The 21783-nt window shown below is 43.1% G+C and carries 21 protein-coding genes and 1 pseudogene; 7 read left to right on the top strand and 15 right to left on the bottom strand.

What is annotated here, in order from left to right; all coding sequences use genetic code 11:
• The 6 genes from B7C60_RS17550 to B7C60_RS01930 all read right to left on the bottom strand — a co-directional run.
• On the bottom strand, positions 1-818 hold an 818-nt coding region (locus B7C60_RS17550), incomplete at its 3' end, for an AMP-binding protein (protein ID WP_245868417.1).
• The gene (gene menC / locus B7C60_RS01950; protein WP_099610188.1) at positions 815-1807 is read right to left on the bottom strand and encodes an o-succinylbenzoate synthase; all 993 of its coding nucleotides are present in this window, start codon (positions 1805-1807) and stop codon (positions 815-817) included. The genes B7C60_RS17550 and menC, both read right to left, overlap by 4 nt.
• A 78-nt stretch (positions 1808-1885) precedes the next feature.
• On the bottom strand, positions 1886-2752 hold the full coding sequence (gene menB, locus B7C60_RS01945) for a 1,4-dihydroxy-2-naphthoyl-CoA synthase (RefSeq protein WP_099610202.1): 867 nt from the start codon (positions 2750-2752) through the stop codon (positions 1886-1888).
• Between the two features lie 31 nt (positions 2753-2783).
• The gene (gene menH, locus B7C60_RS01940; protein WP_099610187.1) at positions 2784-3569 is read right to left on the bottom strand and encodes a 2-succinyl-6-hydroxy-2,4-cyclohexadiene-1-carboxylate synthase; all 786 of its coding nucleotides are present in this window, start codon (positions 3567-3569) and stop codon (positions 2784-2786) included.
• Positions 3559-5271 (bottom strand): 2-succinyl-5-enolpyruvyl-6-hydroxy-3-cyclohexene-1-carboxylic-acid synthase, encoded by a 1713-nt coding sequence (gene menD / locus B7C60_RS01935; RefSeq protein ID WP_099610186.1) that lies wholly within the window; start codon positions 5269-5271, stop codon positions 3559-3561. Before menD ends, menH begins: the two co-directional genes overlap by 11 nt.
• Entirely contained in the window at positions 5268-6575 is a 1308-nt protein-coding gene (locus B7C60_RS01930; RefSeq protein WP_099610201.1) for an isochorismate synthase, read from the bottom strand. The genes menD and B7C60_RS01930 overlap by 4 nt, the downstream gene beginning before the upstream one ends.
• A gap of 303 nt (positions 6576-6878) precedes the next feature.
• Between B7C60_RS01930 and B7C60_RS01925 the strand changes: the two genes are divergently transcribed.
• The gene (locus B7C60_RS01925; protein ID WP_099610185.1) at positions 6879-8093 is read left to right on the top strand and encodes a pyridoxal phosphate-dependent aminotransferase; all 1215 of its coding nucleotides are present in this window, start codon (positions 6879-6881) and stop codon (positions 8091-8093) included.
• A 65-nt stretch (positions 8094-8158) separates the two neighbouring features.
• Here B7C60_RS01925 and B7C60_RS01920 read toward each other — a convergent pair whose 3' ends face one another.
• The 4 genes from B7C60_RS01920 to B7C60_RS01905 all read right to left on the bottom strand — a co-directional run bounded on the left by B7C60_RS01920 (position 8159) and on the right by B7C60_RS01905 (position 10885).
• A complete protein-coding gene (locus B7C60_RS01920; RefSeq protein WP_099610184.1) occupies positions 8159-8608 on the bottom strand; it encodes a PTS sugar transporter subunit IIA in 450 nt (149 codons plus the stop codon).
• Entirely contained in the window at positions 8605-9861 is a 1257-nt protein-coding gene (locus B7C60_RS01915; protein WP_099610183.1) for a PTS ascorbate transporter subunit IIC, read from the bottom strand. The genes B7C60_RS01920 and B7C60_RS01915 overlap by 4 nt, the downstream gene beginning before the upstream one ends.
• 13 nt (positions 9862-9874) lie before the next feature.
• Positions 9875-10144 (bottom strand): PTS sugar transporter subunit IIB, encoded by a 270-nt coding sequence (locus tag B7C60_RS01910; RefSeq protein WP_099610182.1) that lies wholly within the window; start codon positions 10142-10144, stop codon positions 9875-9877.
• 255 nt (positions 10145-10399) lie between these two features.
• Entirely contained in the window at positions 10400-10885 is a 486-nt protein-coding gene (locus tag B7C60_RS01905; protein WP_099610181.1) for a hypothetical protein, read from the bottom strand.
• Positions 10886-11105: 220 nt separating this feature from the next.
• On the opposite strand from B7C60_RS01905, the pseudogene B7C60_RS01900 reads away from it, so the two are divergent.
• The 3 genes and pseudogenes from B7C60_RS01900 to B7C60_RS01890 all read left to right on the top strand — a co-directional run.
• Positions 11106-11237: pseudogene (locus tag B7C60_RS01900) on the top strand (YfbR-like 5'-deoxynucleotidase); the annotation flags it as partial.
• Between the two features lie 924 nt (positions 11238-12161).
• A complete protein-coding gene (yfbR, locus tag B7C60_RS01895; protein WP_099610180.1) occupies positions 12162-12746 on the top strand; it encodes a 5'-deoxynucleotidase in 585 nt (194 codons plus the stop codon).
• A gap of 43 nt (positions 12747-12789) precedes the next feature.
• Complete coding sequence (locus tag B7C60_RS01890) at positions 12790-14118, top strand: anti-phage deoxyguanosine triphosphatase (protein ID WP_099610179.1); 1329 nt, start codon at positions 12790-12792, stop codon at positions 14116-14118.
• Between the two features lie 56 nt (positions 14119-14174).
• Here B7C60_RS01890 and B7C60_RS01885 read toward each other — a convergent pair whose 3' ends face one another.
• Positions 14175-14789 (bottom strand): tRNA-uridine aminocarboxypropyltransferase, encoded by a 615-nt coding sequence (locus B7C60_RS01885; protein WP_099610178.1) that lies wholly within the window; start codon positions 14787-14789, stop codon positions 14175-14177.
• 3 nt (positions 14790-14792) lie between these two features.
• Here B7C60_RS01885 and rrtA point away from each other — a divergent pair, with 3 nt between their 5' ends.
• Positions 14793-15350 carry a rhombosortase gene (rrtA, locus tag B7C60_RS01880; RefSeq protein ID WP_099610177.1) on the top strand — a complete coding sequence of 186 codons (558 nt, stop codon included), beginning with the start codon at positions 14793-14795 and terminating at the stop codon, positions 15348-15350.
• 46 nt (positions 15351-15396) lie between these two features.
• Here rrtA and sohB read toward each other — a convergent pair whose 3' ends face one another.
• On the bottom strand, positions 15397-16458 hold the full coding sequence (sohB, locus tag B7C60_RS01875) for a protease SohB (protein WP_099610200.1): 1062 nt from the start codon (positions 16456-16458) through the stop codon (positions 15397-15399).
• A gap of 89 nt (positions 16459-16547) precedes the next feature.
• Here sohB and B7C60_RS01870 point away from each other — a divergent pair, with 89 nt between their 5' ends.
• On the top strand, positions 16548-17291 hold the full coding sequence (locus tag B7C60_RS01870) for a YciK family oxidoreductase (RefSeq protein WP_099610176.1): 744 nt from the start codon (positions 16548-16550) through the stop codon (positions 17289-17291).
• A gap of 69 nt (positions 17292-17360) precedes the next feature.
• On the opposite strand, the gene B7C60_RS01865 is transcribed toward B7C60_RS01870, so the two are convergent.
• A complete protein-coding gene (locus B7C60_RS01865; RefSeq protein ID WP_099610175.1) occupies positions 17361-18305 on the bottom strand; it encodes a chemotaxis protein CheV in 945 nt (314 codons plus the stop codon).
• A gap of 127 nt (positions 18306-18432) precedes the next feature.
• Positions 18433-19650, bottom strand: a complete 1218-nt coding sequence (gene mlc / locus B7C60_RS01860; protein ID WP_099610174.1) for a sugar metabolism global transcriptional regulator Mlc — start codon at positions 19648-19650, stop codon at positions 18433-18435.
• Between the two features lie 319 nt (positions 19651-19969).
• Between mlc and pyk the strand changes: the two genes are divergently transcribed.
• Positions 19970-21415 (top strand): pyruvate kinase, encoded by a 1446-nt coding sequence (pyk, locus tag B7C60_RS01855; RefSeq protein WP_099610173.1) that lies wholly within the window; start codon positions 19970-19972, stop codon positions 21413-21415.
• 138 nt (positions 21416-21553) lie between these two features.
• On the opposite strand, the gene B7C60_RS17545 is transcribed toward pyk, so the two are convergent.
• A partial coding sequence (locus tag B7C60_RS17545; RefSeq protein WP_245868414.1) for a DUF6363 domain-containing protein occupies positions 21554-21783 on the bottom strand: 230 nt, incomplete at its 5' end.

Here is a 21783-nt window from a genome sequence, read left to right as displayed (position 1 = left end):
AACCAAGTATCTATGCCCCGCTCTGCGGCTTGGTCAGCTAATAACGGCGGAATGTGACTTCCTCCCAACAAAACTCGGGTGAGTGTCAATGGCTGTTCATTGTCGAGCAGGCGTTTCAGTTGAGTGGCCACTAGTGAGGCATGGCTTACTCCTTGTATATCCCGCGCTAAATCGCCACTACCTATTTTTAAACACGCGCCAGAGTATAACCAACGGTAAATAATGGCTAATCCCGAAACATGATACAAAGGCAGGCTCAATAGCCAAGTATCTTGCTGAGTAAATGAAAACTCTCGCAGCAATCCTTCAGCAGATGCAAAATGTTGCTGGTGTGTATGGGCGACGGCTTTAGGTTCACCAGTTGAACCAGAGGTAAAAAGTAGTGTCGCTAATTGTTCAACCTGATAGCACGACCGCTGGCATGGCGCGCTAAACTCGACCTCTGAGTTTATTCTTAACCGTTTTATTTTCGGCCACTGCTGTAATAAGGTTGACTCAGCGACCCCAGCCGAGGGCGCGAGCCACAACCACGGTTGACCTGCGCCATACAGTGTTGCCAGTTTATTACATAATGAGATGATAGGCTGAGGCATGGTCAACGCACAAAGTATTCCCTTTTGCATTGCAGCGAGTAACAAGAATACTGTCTCTGGATGGTTTTTCCCAACCAAGGTCAACACGTCACCTTGGGTCATGCCTGCCTGTTGCAAAAAACGAGCATATTGATTGATCACTCGAGTCAATTGTAGCCAAGTAAGTTGCTGATGCCCCGACAATAACGCGACTCGTTGTGGATCATGTCGTTGCCAAGGTGTCATGCCGACTGCCAAACCAACGTTTGCTGATCTAATGGCATTACCGGTAAATCACATCCCGGCCAAGCAACCTCTAACTGAGCGCTAAAAAGGCCGATGGTGTCTAATCCGGGAATCTCATTCGGTAAGTGAGCGTGAGCAAAACGGGCTAATTGGGTCAATCCTAAGCTTGATTCAATACTTGAGCTAATCACCACTTGAATACCTAAAGCCTGCGCTTTGTTAATCAGGCCGATACAGCACTCAACTGAACCAATTAATGTGGGTTTAATGACGATCGTTTTTACCCCGGTTAAATCCTCAAGTTGAAAATCATCACGGCGTATTGCGTGTTGCAAGGTTTCATCCCACGCAATGGCAATTCCCGTATCAATAGCAAAAGAAAGGCTATCACTTGGTATTTGGCAGGGCTCTTCTATAAAGGCAATCCGCCCTCTTAACGACGGAGTAATATAATGCGCAAACTTGGTCGCTTTTTCTTTACTCCAAGCACGGTTTGCGTCCAATCGTAAATAAAGTTCAGGCATCGACTCTAAAAATAGATTCACTAGCATTCCATCGCGAATCGGTTCGTAAAGCCCAACTTTAACTTTTGCTATCTTTTGCCCAGGCATTGCATTCAACTGTGGAATTAACTCGTCGGGATCGCCAGTACATAACGGAGCAACTTGGTACTGACCAGCTTGCGGCAAACCATCAGCGAGTTCTAACTCTGCCATAGAGAGGCCAAACGCGACCGATGGAAAAAGGCGATCCAAACATAGCGATTGACCGTTGACCCATAGTGCTAGCTGCTCTTTCGCTAACGCCCCAGCTTCTTCAAGTGACTCAAGACTAAATCCAGCCAAAGGAGCAATTTCACCCCGACCGATGTGACCATTTTCATGTAACTCAACGATAAACCCAACCCGTTCTGTTAGCTTTTCATTACGGAGGACCACTCCGCTATCCATGGGTAATCGATATTGGTACAGTTTTGCGCTGCGCCTCATACTATCATATTCCTTTGTTGTGAAAAGTAATCACCGCCGCGACTACGCCGCAGTGATATTTAGCAAGTTGCCGACCTTTTATGGGTTCCGAGGAAATTTATTAAAGTTAGGACGACGCTTCTCATTAAAAGCATTTCGGCCTTCTTGGCCTTCATCTGTCATGTAAAATAACATGGTGGCATTGCCCGCTAATTCTTGTAAGCCCGCTTGACCATCACAGTCAGCATTGAGCGCTGCTTTTAGGCAACGTAATGCCATTGGGCTATGTTGTAACACTTCACGACACCAGCGAACGGTTTCTTTTTCCAAGTCAACAACAGGAACCACTGTATTGACTAATCCCATCTCTAACGCTTCTTTGGCGTCGTAGAAACGGCATAAAAACCAAATTTCGCGCGCCTTTTTTTGCCCAACGATACGCGCCATATAAGAAGCACCCCAACCGCCGTCGAACGAACCAACTTTCGGCCCAGTTTGACCAAATTGGGCATTATCCGCCGCTATTGTTAGATCACACATCATGTGCAAGACATGTCCACCACCAACGGCCCACCCAGCAACCGACGCGATGACCGGTTTTGGACACGTACGAATTTGTCGTTGAAAATCCAACACATTAAGGTGGTGAGTACCGGTATCATCTTGATAACCGCCGTAATCACCTCGAATTTTTTGGTCGCCACCAGAGCAAAAAGCATCGTCACCTAATCCGGTTAAAATAATGACCCCCACCCCTTCGTCATAACGTGCATCAGCTAACGCATGAATCATCTCTTTCACTGTTTGGGGACGAAAAGCATTGCGCACTTGGGGGCGTGCAATGGTGATTTTAGCTATCCCGTCTGGCGATTTGTGGTAATGAATATCTTGATAAGTGTCAGTACAATCGTGCCAGACCACTGGCGCATAAAGTTCTTGTTCTGAAATGCCTACTGTTTTAGCCATGGTAATTTCCATTGTTGTTGTCACCTACACCTCATGCAGGCGTAAGTAGCCGTTTTTTTACTATCTGAGCAAATGCATCAGGTTGTTCATGATGTACATTATGCCCAGCATGGTCGATAACACTGTAGCTCAACCCGCTGTGCTCTGCGAGCTGACGAAATTTTTGATCGTGTTGCCCACATACATAGTGAACCGGAAAAGGCAGGTTCATCAGTCGAGGCAGCAAGTATGGCTGTGTGGCCAACGACGTGGCTAACAGCATCCTAGCGATCGGGGGACCAAGATTACCACTTCGCAAGCGAATTAAAGTTTGTCTTTGCTCATGATTGAGTGAAGAAAATACCGCTTGCTGATACCAATCGGCCAATACTTGAGCGATAGGCTCAGATTTAAAGCGCATTGCCCAGTGCTGATCATGTTGCCAGCGAGCATTTTTTTCAGTCTCACTAAGCAGGCCAAAATGTCCCCCCTCGACCACGAGTCCTTGGATATTGAGTTGGTCAAACCAGCCTTCGGCACATCCAATCATCGCGATACGTCCACCTAATGAATACCCCACGAACCAAATTGGTGTCGATGAATCATAGTGGATGAGAATTGTCTGTTTAATATGCTGACAGCAGCTAGCAAAATCATGGCATATCACACTTTGACTCTGTCCATGCCCCGGTAAATCGATCGTTAAGCAAGCTTCTTGGTTGAGTCGTTCAAGCACTGGCTGCCAATCGTCACCACTGCCCAGTAAACCATGCAAAAAAACCAGTACCGGTCGAGCTGATAGAGTCTGAGTGAAAGAGGAGGTACAACTATAAAGCATGGATTTGTGATAATAATTGTTGAATATGAGCCGCAGCCTGTTGCGGTGGTGTAATCACTTCGATCAGTAAAGTGCCTTGTCCTGTCGTTAAGTGTGTTTCAATCGCCGCTTGATAAGCCGCTAATGTTTCAGGTTTTTGATACGCTAATCCGAACTGCTTAGCCACATATTCAAATTGTAAACCATGAGGCATTTGATAAAGTGCTTCTCGCTGCTGCTCTGGGACAGGCAATAAATCAAAAATAGCCCCACCATCATTATTAATGACCACAATCACCAAGGGCTGTGGGGTTTCTCTAACCAGTGCCAACGAGTTCAAATCATACAATAATGAAGTATCACCCAGCAGCGTGAGCATCGGTTTTCTTGATGCGCGTTGCACCCCGGATGCCGTTGCCAATAGACCATCAATACCTGAAGCACCGCGGTTAGAAAACACCTCTCTTGGGGTGAATGCGGTAAACATATCCGCCAAGCGCACAATTAAACTATTACCAAGAAAAAGATCGCAAAGCTGGCCTCGCTCACTGAGATCAAGCGCTAATGCCACTTCACTTAACTGCGGATTGGAAAAATGCAACTGAGCCAATTGAGTCACGCTGCGTGCGTAATTTTTAAGTTCATTAGCCCAGCCAGCATGGGTTTGCTTGAGCGCAGGCAGTGTATTGAGCTGCACCTTTACCCAGCTTACCATATCGCACACCCAATGCTGCTGAGCGAGATGTGACTGATTATTACGTGTAGCCTGCCAAGCAAGATAAGCATAATCACATTCACCACTCGAAACGCGTTGCTCAAGCCAATAATTTAATCGTTTAGACACGATACGAGCACCAAATTGAATGACTTGTTGACATTCATTCAGCAGCACTCTGGCTGCACTATTTTGTAACCACAAGTCATAATGCGCCCATTCACTACTCACTCCAGATTGGGGATCACACAACACCGGCCAGCCGAGCTGTTTAGCAAACTCAAGCGCAGCTTGCGCTTCATGTAACCGTACCGAACCAATCAGTACCACGCCTTTTTTACTCAAAATACGCTTATCTATCGGATCAATGGATGCGCTAGCATAATGGCGTTGCGTATAGGGAGCGCTCCCTTTGCGCCAACTTTCTATACGGTTGAGATAGTCGGCATAAAGCTGTCGATCATTATAAGCATAAAGCGGCTCTGGAAACGGACAGTTAATATGGATTGCACCACCGAACTGGCTTTGTTGATATAGCGCATCGTCAAGAGTGGTTAACAACCAATTGAGGGATAAACTCACATTAGGGCTAGGCAGTGCAATAGATTGCGTGACGTGACACCCATAAATACCTGATTGTTCAATGGCCTGATTCGCGCCACATCCAACGAGATCAACCGGACGGTCGGCCGTCAGTACAATCAAAGGCTCCCCTGTCAGTTTTGATTCAGCAATCGCTGGTAATAAATTGGCCACTGCGGTTCCTGACGTGACGATAATCGCCACCGGCTTGGCGCTCGCTTTGGCTAAACCGAGCGCCAAAAAACCTAACCCACGTTCGTCAAAATGAGTATGAAGGTTGAATTTACCATTATCGGCAGCTTCCAACGTCAGTGGCGTTGAGCGTGATCCCGGGGCGATACATACCTCACTCACTCCAAAACGAGCCAATTCTTCTAATAGAGTTTGTGACCAAATTCGATTCAATAATGCTTGATCTTGATTCATGAGGAGAGCCCCAAAGGTAAACGGTCGGTCATTAAACTGAGTAACGTCGACATTTTTTTATCCAACTCTTGCCATTCATGCTCGGCAATAGACCCTGGAACGATCCCAGCGCCTGCAAAAAGTTGCACTTCGTCATCCACAACTAATGCGCTGCGAATCGCAACACAAAACTCAGCTTGTTGATGGCTAAAATAACCCATTGATCCGGCATACCATCCGCGAACAAAAGGTTCGTGCTGAGTAATAAAACTCAACGCAGCTTGACGAGGTAACCCAGCTACAGCTGCAGTCGGTTGTAACGCTCGAAGCAGTTGCACCGCATTCACTCCAGCCTTTAGTTGAGCATAAATTCGGCGTTTAAGGTGCTGCACTTTACGCAAGCGAACCAAATTCGCTTGTGGCTCAACCCTCACCAGTTCAGAATAAGGCGTTAAGCGCTCAATAATATCGTCAACCACAAACTGATTTTCATTGAGATTTTTACTATCGTGCGTTAACCAATCGGCGAGCTGTTTATCTTGCAAGGGATCGCCTCCACGTCCAATCGTCCCTGCCAACGCTTCGGTTTGTAACTCTTGTCCGTTACGGTAGTAAAGACGCTCTGGTGTGGATCCGATAAAACTATGTCGATGATCCAAAGCCAGTAAAAAGTGAAAACTCTCATGATTTTCTAAAGCGCTGGCTTTCAGTAGCTGAGCAGCTCGAATCGGCTGATTAAGCATGATACGACTCTGCCTAGCCAACACCACTTTTTGTAAGGCAGAGCGCTCAATCCCATCCAACGCTTGTTGCACGATCTTAGTCCAGTCAACTTGATTCGGAGAGTGCTTCACCTGCATCACTTCACTGCAAATGGCCCCCAATGGCACCACTTCGTGCTGTAATCGCTGTAAAGTCGCACAGGTTCGTTGTCTATCTTGATTGATATTGGCGGCGATTGACCAATGATCATCAAAACGAATCAGTTCAACTTGTGGCAAGAAAAAAAACGATGCCATACAACGAGGATTTTTTTCTGTCTGACCATCAAACGAACGCCCTCCCCAAATGCGTTGATGCTCACCCACAATGGCATAAGCAGGCGCAGGATCTGAAAAGGTATACAGCTGACCAAGAGCGACCACTTCTTCACGGGTATCACGAGATTGCCAATAAAATTTCGGAAATATCGGTTGGGCTTCAAGCCAATCGATCAACGCAAAGGGGGGCTTTCCTGCCAACTCTTGGATAAAACGAACGTCGTTATCCCTCGCGTCGTTTATTTGCTCTATCAACCGAGCAATGGCTTGATAAAAATTAGACAAAGCGACCTCGTCTACTCTGAGATTCGATTTTACAGTCGCTACTCTATTGAGAGAACCCATTTAAATCAAGGTTACCGCTCCTCTTTTGTGGCTTTTCTATGTAAACGACCAGTCGCAAGAGTGGGTCACCCGATGAATGGCTGGCTTTCAATACCGTGTCATCTATTATTATCCTAGACAACAATTCCGCGCTCTTGGTTGGTCAGCAACGATGCCACATTTTAATCGTCAGATTTATATTCTAAAAAAAGGCAATTTGGTGTAATTTAATCAAGGGTTTCAATTATTTTTAGGAACATTGCAATGCAAAATATCGGGATGTCATCAAAACTCGATAATGTCTGCTACGACATTCGAGGACCAGTACTTAAACATGCTAAAAGAATGGAAGAAGAAGGGCATAAAATACTAAAGTTAAACATCGGCAACCCGGCCCCTTTTGGTTTCGATGCCCCTGATGAAATTTTAGTCGACGTCATTCGAAACTTGCCGACCTCACAAGGTTATTGTGACTCAAAAGGCATCTATTCTGCCCGTAAAGCCGTCGTACAATATTACCAAAAACGTGGCATACGTAGCTTAGACGTGGAAGATGTTTATGTCGGAAATGGAGCATCAGAGTTAATCGTCATGTCGATGCAAGCGCTGTTGAATAACGGTGACGAAATGCTGGTTCCTGCTCCTGATTATCCGCTATGGACCGCTGCGGTTGCCCTTTCAGGAGGAACGGCAGTTCACTACCTCTGTGATGAGCAAGCCGATTGGTATCCCGATCTAGATGATATTAAAAAGAAAATCACGCCGAAAACGCGTGGAATTGTTTTGATTAATCCGAACAACCCAACCGGTGCCGTATACAGCCGAGATTTTTTACTCGAGGTAATTGAAATTGCTCGCCAGCATAAATTGATGATTTTTGCCGATGAGATATACGATAAAGTTCTGTACGATGGTGCAACCCATACTTCTATTGCAACGCTTACCGAAGATGTATTAGTTATCACTTTTAATGGCTTGTCTAAAGCCTATCGTGTTTGTGGTTTTCGTGGAGGGTGGATGTTTTTAACTGGCCCGAAACATCTTGCTCAAGGCTATATTGCAGGATTAGATATGCTCGCCTCAATGCGTTTGTGCGCTAACGTACCGATGCAGCATGCGATTCAAACCGCGCTTGGTGGTTACCAAAGTATTAATGAGCTGATCTTACCCGGTGGCCGCTTATTAGAACAGCGCGATCGCGCTTGGGAACTGATCAACCAAATCCCTGGTGTATCATGTGTTAAACCCAAAGGGGCGATGTATTTATTCCCGAAAATTGATACCAAAAAATACAGCATCAAAGACGATCAAAAAATGATTTTAGACTTTTTGATCCAAGAGAAAGTGCTATTGGTACAAGGCTCTGGCTTTAACTGGCCAAAACCAGATCATTTCCGCATCGTGACCTTACCTCATGTTGAAGATCTGGAAATCGCCATCGGCCGCTTCGAGCGTTTTTTAAGTACTTATAGCCAATAAGTCTTATTTAAAATAGAAGCCCTCAAGCTATTGAGGGCTTCTATAATTGTCATATCTATAACTAATTAATACTTATTGAGTATTCTCGCGATCTCATCTTTACTTTCCGCAGAAATGATTGCATTTATGTCATCATCATTTTGGAATAATTCAGATAAAGCGACAATGGTTTGAATATGACTGTCTGAATCTACGGCTGCCAGTGTTACGGATAAATAAACATCACCATTATCTTCCGATTCAAGATCTACACCATGTTTAAATACCGTCACTTGCAAGCCAGCTTCATTGACACCGTCTTCTGGTCGAGCATGTGGCATGGCAATTTTAGGTGCTAATACATAATACGGACCAATTTCTTTGTGTTTTACTTTGATTGCATCTAGATAGTTTTTATTCACTTTACCTTGAGCGATGAGTGTCGAACAGGCGATATCTAACGCAGCGTCAACACTTAAGTTTTTTTCGTTTGAAATAACAATTCCGCTGTCGCCAATTAAATTAAAAATACTCATGAAACAATCCATCCAAGAATTAGACCAACCACGCCGAAGTCAAAATCTGAAAACGTTGTTGCTTCAAGCCCCAAACCACCCAGTACAGGTAACAACATCATCGGCAGGAACGAAATACATAAACCCTGAGTAAATGAACCAAGAATTGCGCCACGTAACCCACCCGTTGCGTTTCCGTATACCCCTGCTGCGCCACCGACAAAAAAGTGAGGTACAACACCAGCCACAATAATTGTCCAATCCAGAGCCCCTTGAACTGCCATCGCTACCAGACCTGCGGCAAATGAAGACAAGAAACCAATCAATACCGCATTAGGCGCTACGGGAAATACCATTGGACAATCTAGAGCAGGTCGAGCACCAGGAACTAACTTGTCGGAGATGCCTTTAAATGCTGGTACAATTTCCGCAATAAGCATCTTGACACCTTGTAGTACAATGTAAACACCACCGGCAAAGACTAGCGATTGGATGAAGGTAAATACTACCCAGTTTTGGCCACCTGATACGGTTTCAACAAATTCGCCTCCCGCAAAAATCGATGAAATCATAAAAAATAGTGACATAGTAACCGCAACGGCGACTGGTGTATCACGCAAGAACATTAAACTCTTAGGAACATTTAAGTCTTCAGTTGATCTTGATGTATCTCCAAATTTAGAGCCTACAAAACCAGCAATAAGATAAGAAAATGTCGAGAAGTGCCCCATTGCAAGTTGATCGGTATTCATTACCTTCTCGGTGTACTTCTGTACAAGTGCAGGCATAATGACCATCAATGATCCAACGATAACTGAACCGATAGCTACCAACAGTGCGCCTTTAATTTCCGCAGTTGACAGAATTACCGCAACCAACATTGACATAAACATGGTGTGGTGACCAGTTAGGAAAATAAACTTTAATGGTGTAAAGCGTGCCAGAAGAATGTTCACCATAAAAGCAAAAAACATAATCAATGCCATTTCATAACCAAAAGCTTCCTGTGCTATAGCAACAATCGCTTCATTATTTGGAATGACACCGCTGACTCCAAATGCTTCAATAAAAACGGTTGAAAAGTTATTTAAAGCACCAACAAGAGCACCTGCACCAAAACCTAAAATCAGGAAACCCATTACGGTTTTAATTGTACCTTTTAGGATTGTCGAAATATCAGATTTTTGTGCAACCAAGCCGATAAAAGCAATAAGGCCGACCATAATTGCTGGCTCTTTTAATAAGCCAAACATAAATTCAAAGAAATTTTCCATAGGTCATCATTCCTTATATGAATTTTTTTAATTGTTCTTCAATCGAACTTTTATCAAAAATATTTGCTAGGCTAACTATATTTTCTTTACCTTGATCTTTTAATTGGTTAGCTATATCCGTTGCAGCGACCCAAATATCCGCTTTGCTTGAAGAAGCTGAGGATAAATCCTCATGCTCTACCTCTGCTTCTAGACTAATTTTAGCCACAACCTCTTTCACAGCCATTTCCATCATTAATGATGTGCCAAGACCGTTACCACATACCACCATAATTTTTTTCATAATATGACTTCTCTGTAGAGTTTAATTAAGAGCATTTATTCCCATTACTTGATGAAAAAATAATAACCAAATCGCAAACAATTAAAAACGATCTAAATCACAAAGTCAGATTGACCTTGTGACATAGATCAACAAAAAACAAAACATTTTATTAGATAAAATTCCATGCGAAAGATCAGCGTTAAATATGTGATCGAGATCTAGTAATCTTTTATGAATAGGGGCTGTCCCTAAAAATAGTCGGATGAATTGTTACTATTTTCCGTAGTCAGAAAGCATTTTTTTGAGCAAGCTATTAACGTCTTTGGTTTTTTTGCTGCGTTTAGTTAAAGCGGTTAATGATGTTGGTAATTTAACCGATTGTTGATCTGCATTCACTGCATCACCGCTATCACGAAGTTTTTGCACTGCAGCCATTATCATACGAACTTGTTCACCTTTGTCATTTTCGAGCACCACAATGTTCTCAGACTCGACTTGCACAATCGTGAGAGTACCGTGTTTTACGGATTCAATTTTTTCTCCCACTATTGAAGACTGAGGAGGGACAGATCGATCAAGAACTTGACCACTTCGTAGCTTAGCCGCTGTGATTGAACGAATATTACCTGTATTTTCAAAAGCGACGATGACTGTATGAGTGTTGTAGTACTCAACAACCGTAACATAACCATGTTTTTGAGTTTCAAACCTAGCACCTATTTGCATATCATGGGGTGCGTCCATTTTTTTAATTAACATCCTAAATTCCTAATACTACTTTTGCCACTTTGGTCTTTAAACAAACAAGTGACCTACTTAAAGTATATATGTTCAACGGATTGAGAGAAACGATTAGATTCTATGTTGGTTAGGGATAAACTCACTTACCGCCTACCTGTAACTCTAAGCTGTTTGGGTATATACTCTGCTGACTAGAGAGCCTATCCATCAATTCGATTAAGCAAGGGTGTCTATTGCTATGAAAGAGAGCCACTTTTTTGCTCACCTCGCACGGATGAAATTAATTCAACACTTACCGCTGATGCGTTCCATCTCCAAAGAAAACGTTTCTGAACACAGCCTGCAAGTCGCGTTTGTCCGTCATTCGATTCATCACTGGGCTTCAAGATCACCAAACACAACGACTCAAATTACTCGGTAGATTCTATGAGGCGATTTATTCCTGAATTAGCTGCGAAATATCGGATTAAAAACAAAATAATTTCAAACGTTTATTTATAAAAAATCTTATTGAATAATAGACATATACTAAATCCAAATATAACCCCAATTAAACCCGATAATTCATTATTAAAAAAATTCCTCAGAAAAATTACAAAAAATGCAGTAGAAAATGAACAAACAAAAAACCCAATATATTTCATAAAATTTCAACCATTAATAAAAAATATTGCGTTCTGGTCAGCAAAATAGTCATCCCAGTTTCATAACATTCACAAAAAACCATCTTATCATCATCTGAATCAATAGGCTTTCAACACGATGTAGTACAATTAGGAACACTTATTTAGATAACTTTAAAAACTTCTATTACCTGTGAATTACCGCTGATTTTATCCAGTGGAGGAAAGAAGCTAGATTTAGTTGCGTTTATCACATTTAGCCATTATCTCTAAAAATTGTCCTAATTCATGAGTCACTTCTACTTTTGATAAAGACCCATAAGGCAACCCGGAAATTTGACGATTAACTAAAGAAACAGCATTTTTTCGCATTACAACCTACAGGAGCAGTGCTATCTATTACTTCTTCTATTAAAAAATAGAACTAAAATAAATACGCCTTCACTAGTGATTTTTTTCGTACCACAATACACAATGACTTATTGATAAACATAACTATTTCACCGGCATACGAGACAAATCAAACACATTACCCTCGGGAACGAATGTCACTCTGCTCACCACCGCTGCAAGTTTGTCGCGGCAAAGCGGTAACTTCAAGTCATAGAGAGATAACGTTATACTCCGTTGACGTGATCCATCAATTCCACTAAGCAAGGATGTCTATTGCTATGAAAGAGAGCCACTTTTTTGCTCACCTCGCACGGATGAAATTAATTCAACGCTGGCCACTCATGCGTTCTATCTCCAAAGAAAACGTTTCTGAACACAGCCTGCAAGTGGCGTTTGTTGCTCATGCACTGGCGATAATAAAAAACAAGAAGTTTGCCGGGCAGCTCAACCCTGAGCGTATCGCGTTATTGGCCATGTATCACGACAGCAGTGAAGTGTTAACGGGCGATTTGCCAACACCCGTTAAATATTTTAACCCTGATATTGCTAAAGAATATAAAAAAATCGAAGCCGCCGCTGAACAGCGCCTACTGGCCATGTTGCCGGAAGAGTTGCAAGACGATTTCAAGCCTTTTCTGCTCACTGAAGCGGCGCACAATGAAGATGCAGCCATCGTCAAGCAAGCCGACAGTTTGTGCGCTTATCTTAAATGTTTAGAAGAACTCAGCGCAGGTAACCATGAATATGCCCTAGCTAAAAAGCGGCTTGATATCACATTGAAAGAGCGGCATACCCCAGAAATGGCTTATTTTTTAGAAACTTTTGCCCCAAGCTTTGAATTAACACTAGACGAAATTAGTTAACACACTGTACGTTTTATAACAATAAGTTTGATCAGGAGTTGGGATGCAAATTGTAATCAATCCGGAATGGCAAGCACGCAATAATGATGAACATAAAATTCGCCGTGATGATCATCGCAGCCCTTTTCAGCGCGACCGGGCGAGAATTCTCCATTCTGCTGCTTTTCGTCGTTTACAGGCAAAAACTCAAGTCCATGGAACCAATTTAAATGATTTTCACCGGACTCGTTTGACCCATTCACTTGAAGCGGCGCAAATTAGTACCGGGATTGTGGCGCAACTAAGACTAAAACAGCCCGAATTTGCGGATTTATTACCCTCAGATAGCTTGATCGATGCGTTATGCCTTGCGCATGATATTGGCCATCCCCCTTATGGGCATGGCGGTGAAGTGGCACTTAATTATATGATGCGTGAACATGGTGGGTTTGAAGGCAATGCCCAGACGTTTCGCATTGTCACAACCTTAGAGCCGTACACTGAACATCATGGAATGAATCTTTCTCGCCGCACCTTACTGGGGTTACTCAAATACCCTGCGCTATTGAGTCAAACGCATGCTGATAAGCGACCCGAATCGGTACCTCATCAACGACAGTTAAAGGCCAAGGAGTGGTCGCCCGCTAAAGGTATTTATGATTGTGATAAGGCCTGTCTTGATTGGGTTCTTGCTCCACTCAGTGAGCAAGATAAACAACAATTAAGCCAAATGCGAGCACGTCCAGCGACACCTTATCAGCATAAAAAAACACGCTTCAAATCATTAGATTGTTCCATCATGGAATTGGCCGATGATATCGCCTATGGCGTTCATGATTTAGAAGATGCGATTGTCCTTGGCATGGTCAATCAAACAGAATGGCAACAAGCAGCAGAAGAACAACTACTAAATAGTGGCGATACTTGGTTTGTCGAGCACACCCAAAGCGTAACGAAAATGCTATTTTCTGGCCAGCACCATATTCGTAAAGATGCGATTGGTGGATTGGTCAATGCGTTACTCACCAGTATCAGTATTAAACCCATTGAAAGCGCTTTTGACAGCGATTTACTCGCGTTTAATGCCTATTTACAACCTAGCATGGCCAATGCGTTGGAAGTCTTAAAATCGTTTGTCAGCCAATATGTGATCCAAGTTCCACAAGTACAACGCTTTGAATATAAAGGACAGCAGCTGATTATGGATCTCTTTGAAGCGCTAGCGGCCGATCCTGAACGCTTGTTACCACAGGCAACTCGAGAAAAATGGCAAAACGCAGAACAACATTCAGGAGGAGGGATGCGGGTGATCTGTGATTATATCGCTGCGATGACCGATGCTTACGCGCAGCGTCTACATCAGCAGCTTTTTTCTACTCACAGCTCTTACTAAAAGTCTCGACACGAGATGTTATCGATAAGCCGTGGTGTCTCAAGCAGTTTTGATTGCTACCGGCTTGATCTGCTGCCGTAATGCTGCTCAAACACCCCTTTGGGCATCTGGTTAATTTGATGATCAATCATGGCTTCAAAGCAAGTCAGTAACGGTGAGAAGTCTTGTTTAGGTTGCCATAGTTGCAGTAAGTGAAATCCCGCTTCTACTGTCGATAACGCATTATCATTCGGCGCTTTACGAATGCGATAGTTACCCTTTAATGTTTCAGGAAGATGCAAACACGGTAAATGATGTAGCTGAGTGTTGATCTGCCACATTTTAAATACCTTTCTCCAAGTGCCATCAAGCAAAATAACTCGAACTTTTTGTTCGATTGAAGGCTCGCTATCCGAAACACAAATTGAATGCTCACAGGGATACAAAACCTGATGAATCACATCCGGCTCGGCCAGCAATGCATTCAATTCAGGGTGATGACGAAAGTCTTCACCGATCCATAAGCGACAATTAGCAAGTGATAAGGTCAAAATACGAGCCGTCCCCATTGGACGATGTTGTTCCGTTGGGTGTTGAAGAATGATAAGCTCCACCGTGGAATCTAGTGGTACAATTCCCGCACAAATACAAGCTTTGCGCGCTTTTCCGCATCGAGAACAATAACGAGACATATTGTGAATCTTTACCTAGTGTTGTGTTTAGTCAGTTTACTGTGCCTCGGCTTACAATTTGAGCCGTTCAGTAGTCTTAGTGCTTGGCACCGAATAGCGATTGAACAAGGGCAATGGTGGCGCATTCTAACAGGCAATTTAACGCATACCAACTTTGTTCATCTCACGATGAATCTAGCAGGACTCTGGGCGATTGCCTTGCTCTTTCGGCCTACCGCAAAATCACTTCTTGTGGCTCTAATTATTTTAAGTGGCTCAGTAGGTATTGGGGTTTACTTTACTCACATGACACTCTACGTGGGTTTATCTGGCACATTACACGGTTTATTTGCCTTCTTTGCCGCTCAAGAATGGCTACACGGTAGAAAGAGTAGTCGCTGGCTGGTTGTTGGTGTGATTGCCAAAGTGGCTTGGGAACAATGGTTTGGCGCATCGCTTGGGACTGAAATTTGGATCGAAGCTCGTGTCGCGACAGAGGCTCACTTGATTGGATTAATCGCTGGGATACTGTGCGCCATACTAGAAAAAGGATATGCATTAAAAATAAAGCGCCCAAACTAGGCGCTTTATCATAGAGCATGCTTGATGCTCAACCATGCTTGATAAGTTAAATAATCGGACGCTGACCCCGACTCAGCAACTTAAGCAGCACTGAATCTGTCGCCTCTCCGGCCACGCCAGCCAATTTATCGGCTAGTTTTTTCTTCTGTACATAACGTATTGCGAGCACCGTTTTTTCTTTACAAGCTTTCACTATCAAATCATCTGAGGTGGCTATTTCATCCACTAAACCTAAATGTTGTGCTTGAGTACCAAACCAATGTTCTCCGGTTGCCACCTTCTCTAACTCTAACGTTGGACGATGATCACGAATAAACTGCTTAAATAGTTCATGGGTTTCTTCTAGCTCTTGCTTGAATTTATCACGGGCCTTATCCGTGTTTTCACCAAACATGGTTAGCGTTCGCTTATACTCGCCAGCGGTCAGTTGTTCAAATTCAATATCATTTTTCTTCAGCAATTTATGGAAGTTGGGTAACTGAGCAATCACACCGATAGAGCCAACAATCGCAAAGGGGGCTGAGACAATTTTATCGGCAATACATGCCATCATATACCCACCACTAGCAGCGACTTTATCTACCGCGATAGTCAAAGGTAACTGAGCCGCCTTTAAACGATCCAATTGTGAAGCCGCTAAACCATACCCATGTACCATACCGCCGCCTGTTTCTAAGCGCAGTAGGACTTCATCACCAGCTTGGGCAACGGCTAAAATAGCTGTCACCTCTTCTCGCAATGAAGCCACTTCTTTCGCATCGATGCTGCCACGAAAATCCAGCACAAACAGATGAGGCTCACGCTCAGTAATTAACTCCCCTTCTTTTATCGATTTTTTTAACGCCTTTTCTCGAGATTTTTGCTGCTCTTTTGCCTTTTTTTTCTCTGCTTTATGACGTGCCTTCAACACACTATCGTCATGCAGATAAGACTCAAACTGCTCAACCGTCTCTTTATGCTGGTCAGTCAAGTTGGTAATCACTAGCTCACCTTTAGCAGAAGGATGCTTTACTCCAACCGATTTTACCAGCACTAGCACCATGACGAGTGCAACGACGACAGTCGCAATCTTGGCTAAAAATAAGCCATACTCCAATAAAAATTCCAATGTACTCATCCTCTTCAATGCGAATTGGTGTATTGTAACCATCTTGTCACGAAGACGAAAAGTAAATCATAACGATAAGGAAACATAGCGTGAATTATTCTGTTTCTGTTGACGCCTTAAAAAATAAAGTCATTTTGGTTACCGGTGCAGGAGATGGTATCGGTAAACAAGCCGCCCTCACCTATGCAGCTTGCGGTGCAACCGTGATATTATTAGGTCGGACGGTAAAAAAACTCGAAACCACTTATGATGAAATAGAAGCGGCGGGCTACCCTCAAGCGGCTATTGTACCATTAGATATGCTTGGAGCGACCAAGCAGCACTACTTAGATATGGCTGATACCATTGAAGAGCAGTTTGGTCAATTAGATGGCGTACTGCATAGCGCAGGTTTACTGGGAGTTCTTAGCCCATTTGACCAAATTGGTGAAGCGACTTTTGATGAAGTCATGCAAGTGAATGTTAAAGCTCAATTTATGCTCACCCAAGCCGTGCTTCCTTTATTAAAAAAAGCCAATAATTCACGCCTGATTTTCACCAGCTCAACCGTTGGCCATCGTGGTCGCGCTTTTTGGGGGACTTATGCGATTTCCAAATTTGCCACTGAAGGGATGATGCAAGTCCTTGCTGATGAATTATCGGAAACATCCATTCGCGTCAACGCTATCAACCCAGGAGCCACTCGTACGGGAATGCGAGCGAAAGCCTACCCAGCAGAAGATGTCAATAAGTTAAAAACCCCCGAAGAAATTATGCCTCTTTATTTGTATTTAATGGCACCAGAAAGCCAATCGGTACATGGCCAATGCATTGATGCACAGCCTAAACGCTAGGGTCTGTGACCTTAGTTGGCATAAACGACCGGAAATAAAAAAGCCTTACTCAAAAGCAAGGCTTTTTTATTAGGTTAAGGTTGCCCGCAAACGGTCTTGCACCGCTTCCACTAATAGATCAGGCTGAAATTTAGAAATAAACCGATCACAGCCTACTTTTTGCACCATTGATTCGTTAAAGCTGCCACTCAATGACGTATTCAGTGTGATATAAAGATCTGACATCCGCGGATCATTTCGTATTTCATAGGTTAGACGATAACCATCCATCTCTGGCATTTCAGCATCGGTGATCAACATGAGTAATTCTTTATTAATGTCTTTACCTTCATCACACCATGATTTCAGTAACTTCAATGCCTGCAGACCGTCCCAGCACTCAATAATATTAAGCCCGAGCTGAGATAATGTCCCTTTTACCTGACTTCTGGCTGTTGCCGAGTCATCAACAATCAAAATATTACGCCCAACCATTTCACTCAATAAATTATGATCCAAGACTTCTTCAGAAATAGAAACATCGTAATCAATAATCTCAGCCAATACTTTTTCAACATCAACCACTTCAACAATGTGTGTCTGATCCTGCTCTTTAATATGCGTGATAGCTGTCAGATAATTTGAACGGCCAACTGATTTAGGTGGAGGTTGAATTTCAGTCCAAGCCGTATTGATAATATTACGTACCTGGCCAACCAAGAAGCCCTGCACAGTACGATTATATTCGGTGATGATAAGGTTTTGTTCTTGATTCTCTAAGCGAGAAGGTGGAAAGCCAATTGCTTGACGTAAATCAATCACTGGAACCGCTTCACCGCGCAAAGAAGCAACGCCAATAATATTGGGATGTGAACCTGGCATCTTTGTGGTGATGGGCACTTTAATCACTTCACGGACTTTGAAGACGTTAATGGCAAAAATTTGTCGACTATTCAAACTGAACAGTAACAGTTCTAGGCGGTTTTCTCCCACCAAATTGGTCCGCTGATCAACCGTGTTTAAAATACTCGACATACAAAATCCCACCAATAGAGAAGCATTATCATGTTACAGTATATACCGAAACCATCGTAAGGTATTTAAGTCTGTGTACAAATTACATGACAAATTTGTACACTCACCGATTCAAATAAAAAAAACGTTATCCTTCAACAACCTTCATCAGTAACAAACCATCATATAACGCTTGTTTTATCAACGCAGCTCCCGGCATGGTTGCCTGTTTATAAAAACGTGATTCTAACAATTGGAGATCTTGATGATAAACCGGTAGGCTTTGCTCTTCAATACAGCGTTGAATGGCCGGATAAAGTACACTTTTTGCCTGATTGATCACACCGCCGACTAATATCTTTTCAGGATTAAATAAATTAATCACAATCGCAATCGCTGCACCAAGATAACGCCCTAACTGTTCGATAACTTCAACCGCTAACGGATCACCTTCTGCAGCCGCTAAACAGATATCTTCAATCGTGATCTCAGATTTATTAACTAATGAGGACTCCTCACCTAAAGCGATACGAATTGCAACCTGTTCTCGAATGGCTTGAGAACTTGCTACCGTTTCTAAACACCCGATATTACCGCAGTGACAACGTTTTCCTTGAGGATCAATTTGAATATGCCCTAATTCACCAATATTACCATGGCGACCTTGTAACACTCGTCCATCAACAATAATTCCGGCACCAAGACCGTGGTGGATAGAAATTAACACTGAATTATCAACATCCTGTGAATGACCAAACAACTTTTCAGCTAATGCCCAAGCCCGAGTATCATTCGCAACAAAAACAGGAAGACCCGTTGCTTTATAGATTTCAGGGCCCAACGCTAAATTCGCCACATTATAATGTGGCATCTGTAACACAATACCTTGTTCTGAATTCACGAGGCCAGGTAAAGTAATAGCAATGCTGGTTACACGATCCAGCTGAGCGGCATAGGTTTGGAAAAACTCTTCAATTTCAAATAATAACCGCGCCAACACATCGTCTTGGTCAATCTCATGAATATCGATTTTCGTATCGATTAAGACCTCACCGCCCAGTTCATGTAATGCGATAGTAAGATACCCTCTCCCTAAACGCATTGATAGAAACTGCCAACCTTGATTATTCGTCTGTAGCCCGACCGCAGGACGACCTCGACTAATCGCTTCTTGAACGGTCGTTTCATGAATCAGATGCGCATCAATCAGCTCACGAGTAATTTTTGTAATGCTCGCCGGCGCTAATTGACTTTCCTTTGAGAGATCAATACGAGAGATAGGACCTTTTTGGTCGATGAGTTTATATACACGGCCAGCATTGACCTGTTTGATATGATCAATATGGCCTGGTTGAGCCATGTACATGGTGCACTCCAAAATTCAATAACCTGTCAATTTTTTTACTTTGCGAAGTAATTGTGAAGCAATTTGGTGAATAGCCGTGACAAGCGTCACGCATATAACTAGAACTTTGTGTTTTTAGTCAAAATGTACAGAGCAAAATCACAACAATATAAGCCGATTTCACTCTTCGCTACGCTCATGTTTACGCAAAATAGACCTTAATTCGCAGTCAAATAGGCCAGGTGGATCTGCTAAACATTATCCTCGAAGCCTTCCCGATGGTAATAATGATATTCAACTATACTTACCTCAGTGCTGGGCTAACTTGTCGGAGAAAAGAATGACAAACATATTGAGAAGAACAAAAATCGTCGCCACCTTAGGCCCTTCCACTGATAAAGGGGAAGTGTTAGAAACCATCATTCACTGTGGTGTTAATGTTGTGAGAATGAATTTCTCGCATGGTACAGCAGAAGATCACCGATTACGAGCGGGTAAGGTCAGGGAAATTGCAAAAAAAATGGGCAAAAATGTCGCCATTTTAGGTGATCTTCAAGGGCCAAAAATTCGTATATCTACCTTTAAAACAGGAAGTATCATCTTAAATGAGGATGATACTTTTATTCTTGATGCTCAACTTGCACCGGGAGAAGGCACGGTAAACGCGGTCGGCATCGACTACAAAACACTACCAAACGACGTAAACAGTGGCGATGTTTTGCTTCTGGACGATGGGCGAGTTCAACTCCAAGTCATAGAAGTTAATGATGATAAAGTAATTACGCGTGTCGTGATAGGCGGAACGCTATCCAATAATAAAGGAATTAATAAAAAAGGAGGCGGACTGTCAGCAGAAGCACTCACAGAAAAAGACAAACGAGATATTTTACTCGCGGCAGAAATTGGCGTCGATTATTTAGCCGTTTCGTTTCCTCGAAATAGCCAAGATATGGACTATGCCCGTAAATTGGCTCGCGAGGCAGGGTTAAACGCTCGTTTAGTGGCTAAAGTTGAACGTGCAGAAACAGTCTCCTGTGATGAAAATATTGATGATATTATTCGTGCTTCCGATGTCATTATGGTTGCCCGAGGCGATCTTGGGGTTGAAATTGGCGATCCTGAATTAATTGCAGTTCAGAAAAAACTAATTTATCGAGCAAAGGCATTAAACCGAATCGTTATCACCGCAACACAAATGATGGAATCAATGATAGCCAACCCAATGCCGACCCGAGCAGAAGTGATGGATGTGGCTAATGCAGTATTAGACGGGACAGACGCGGTCATGCTTTCAGGCGAAACAGCGGCAGGGAAATATCCGGTAGAAACAGTAAAAGCAATGGCGGATGTCTGTATTGGAGCTGAAAAAATGATTGAAGCCAGTCAACAGAATTATCGAATTGATCGCGCATTTCAAACCGAAGAAGAAGCAATTGCTATGGCAACCATTTATGCAGCAAATCACCTTGAAGGTGTTAAAGCGATGGTCACGCTCACCGAGTCGGGTAGGACAGCATTAATGACTTCACGGCTCAATTCTATTTTGCCTATTTTTGCTATGTCGAGAAATGATATCGCATTAAATCGCTGCGCTTTATATCGTGGCGTGACGCCATTTTATTTTGATAGCAAACAGACTGAAGGCATGGTCGTCGCACAAGCCGCGCTACAAGCTCTCAAAGAAAAACACCTGCTAGAATTTGGCGATTTAGTCATCATAACTCAAGGTGACATTATGGATGTCGAAGGCACAACAAACTGTATGCGCATCATCCCAGTACTATAACCCCCATTATAGCGGTGCCGGTAAGCAGCAATAAGTGGTTGGGTCTCATATTCGTCATATGATGAGCCTCAAAGAGAGCGACATCGCCCAACCTCTAGAGTCTGTTGACCCGAGCACTTCAAATAAGAAGAAAACCGCTTATTGGTCAAAATAATAGGAACCGGTTGAGCGAGCGCCTTGGCGTTGCTCAGCTTGCTTCTGAGCCAATAAAAACGTCTCAATGAATCGATATCCGGCCTGCAAACCCAACCGATAATCATGTAATAAATCATCATGGCGACTCAATAACGAACTCGATCTCAAGGGCTCACTGGGTACAATTTGTACAATAAAAGCATCATCAGGGGGAGAGTACAAAAAGTCACTGG

Origin of the sequence: Vibrio fujianensis (genome assembly GCF_002749895.1) — a bacterium.
Lineage (GTDB): Bacteria > Pseudomonadota > Gammaproteobacteria > Enterobacterales > Vibrionaceae > Vibrio > Vibrio fujianensis.
The sequence above is the reverse complement of the archived record's forward strand: the minus strand, read 5'-3'. Positions and strand labels throughout refer to the sequence as shown.

Coding starts and splice junctions, on each gene's coding strand:
- menC (WP_099610188.1), bottom strand. CDS start 1,807: ATGAGGCGCAGCGCAAAACTGTACCAATATCGATTACCCATGGATAGC.
- menB (WP_099610202.1), bottom strand. CDS start 2,752: ATGGCTAAAACAGTAGGCATTTCAGAACAAGAACTTTATGCGCCAGTG.
- menH (WP_099610187.1), bottom strand. CDS start 3,569: ATGCTTTATAGTTGTACCTCCTCTTTCACTCAGACTCTATCAGCTCGA.
- menD (WP_099610186.1), bottom strand. CDS start 5,271: ATGAATCAAGATCAAGCATTATTGAATCGAATTTGGTCACAAACTCTA.
- B7C60_RS01925 (WP_099610185.1), top strand. CDS start 6,879: ATGCAAAATATCGGGATGTCATCAAAACTCGATAATGTCTGCTACGAC.
- B7C60_RS01920 (WP_099610184.1), bottom strand. CDS start 8,608: ATGAGTATTTTTAATTTAATTGGCGACAGCGGAATTGTTATTTCAAAC.
- B7C60_RS01915 (WP_099610183.1), bottom strand. CDS start 9,861: ATGGAAAATTTCTTTGAATTTATGTTTGGCTTATTAAAAGAGCCAGCA.
- B7C60_RS01910 (WP_099610182.1), bottom strand. CDS start 10,144: ATGAAAAAAATTATGGTGGTATGTGGTAACGGTCTTGGCACATCATTA.
- B7C60_RS01905 (WP_099610181.1), bottom strand. CDS start 10,885: ATGTTAATTAAAAAAATGGACGCACCCCATGATATGCAAATAGGTGCT.
- yfbR (WP_099610180.1), top strand. CDS start 12,162: ATGAAAGAGAGCCACTTTTTTGCTCACCTCGCACGGATGAAATTAATT.
- B7C60_RS01890 (WP_099610179.1), top strand. CDS start 12,790: ATGCAAATTGTAATCAATCCGGAATGGCAAGCACGCAATAATGATGAA.
- B7C60_RS01885 (WP_099610178.1), bottom strand. CDS start 14,789: ATGTCTCGTTATTGTTCTCGATGCGGAAAAGCGCGCAAAGCTTGTATT.
- B7C60_RS01865 (WP_099610175.1), bottom strand. CDS start 18,305: ATGTCGAGTATTTTAAACACGGTTGATCAGCGGACCAATTTGGTGGGA.
- mlc (WP_099610174.1), bottom strand. CDS start 19,650: ATGTACATGGCTCAACCAGGCCATATTGATCATATCAAACAGGTCAAT.
- pyk (WP_099610173.1), top strand. CDS start 19,970: ATGACAAACATATTGAGAAGAACAAAAATCGTCGCCACCTTAGGCCCT.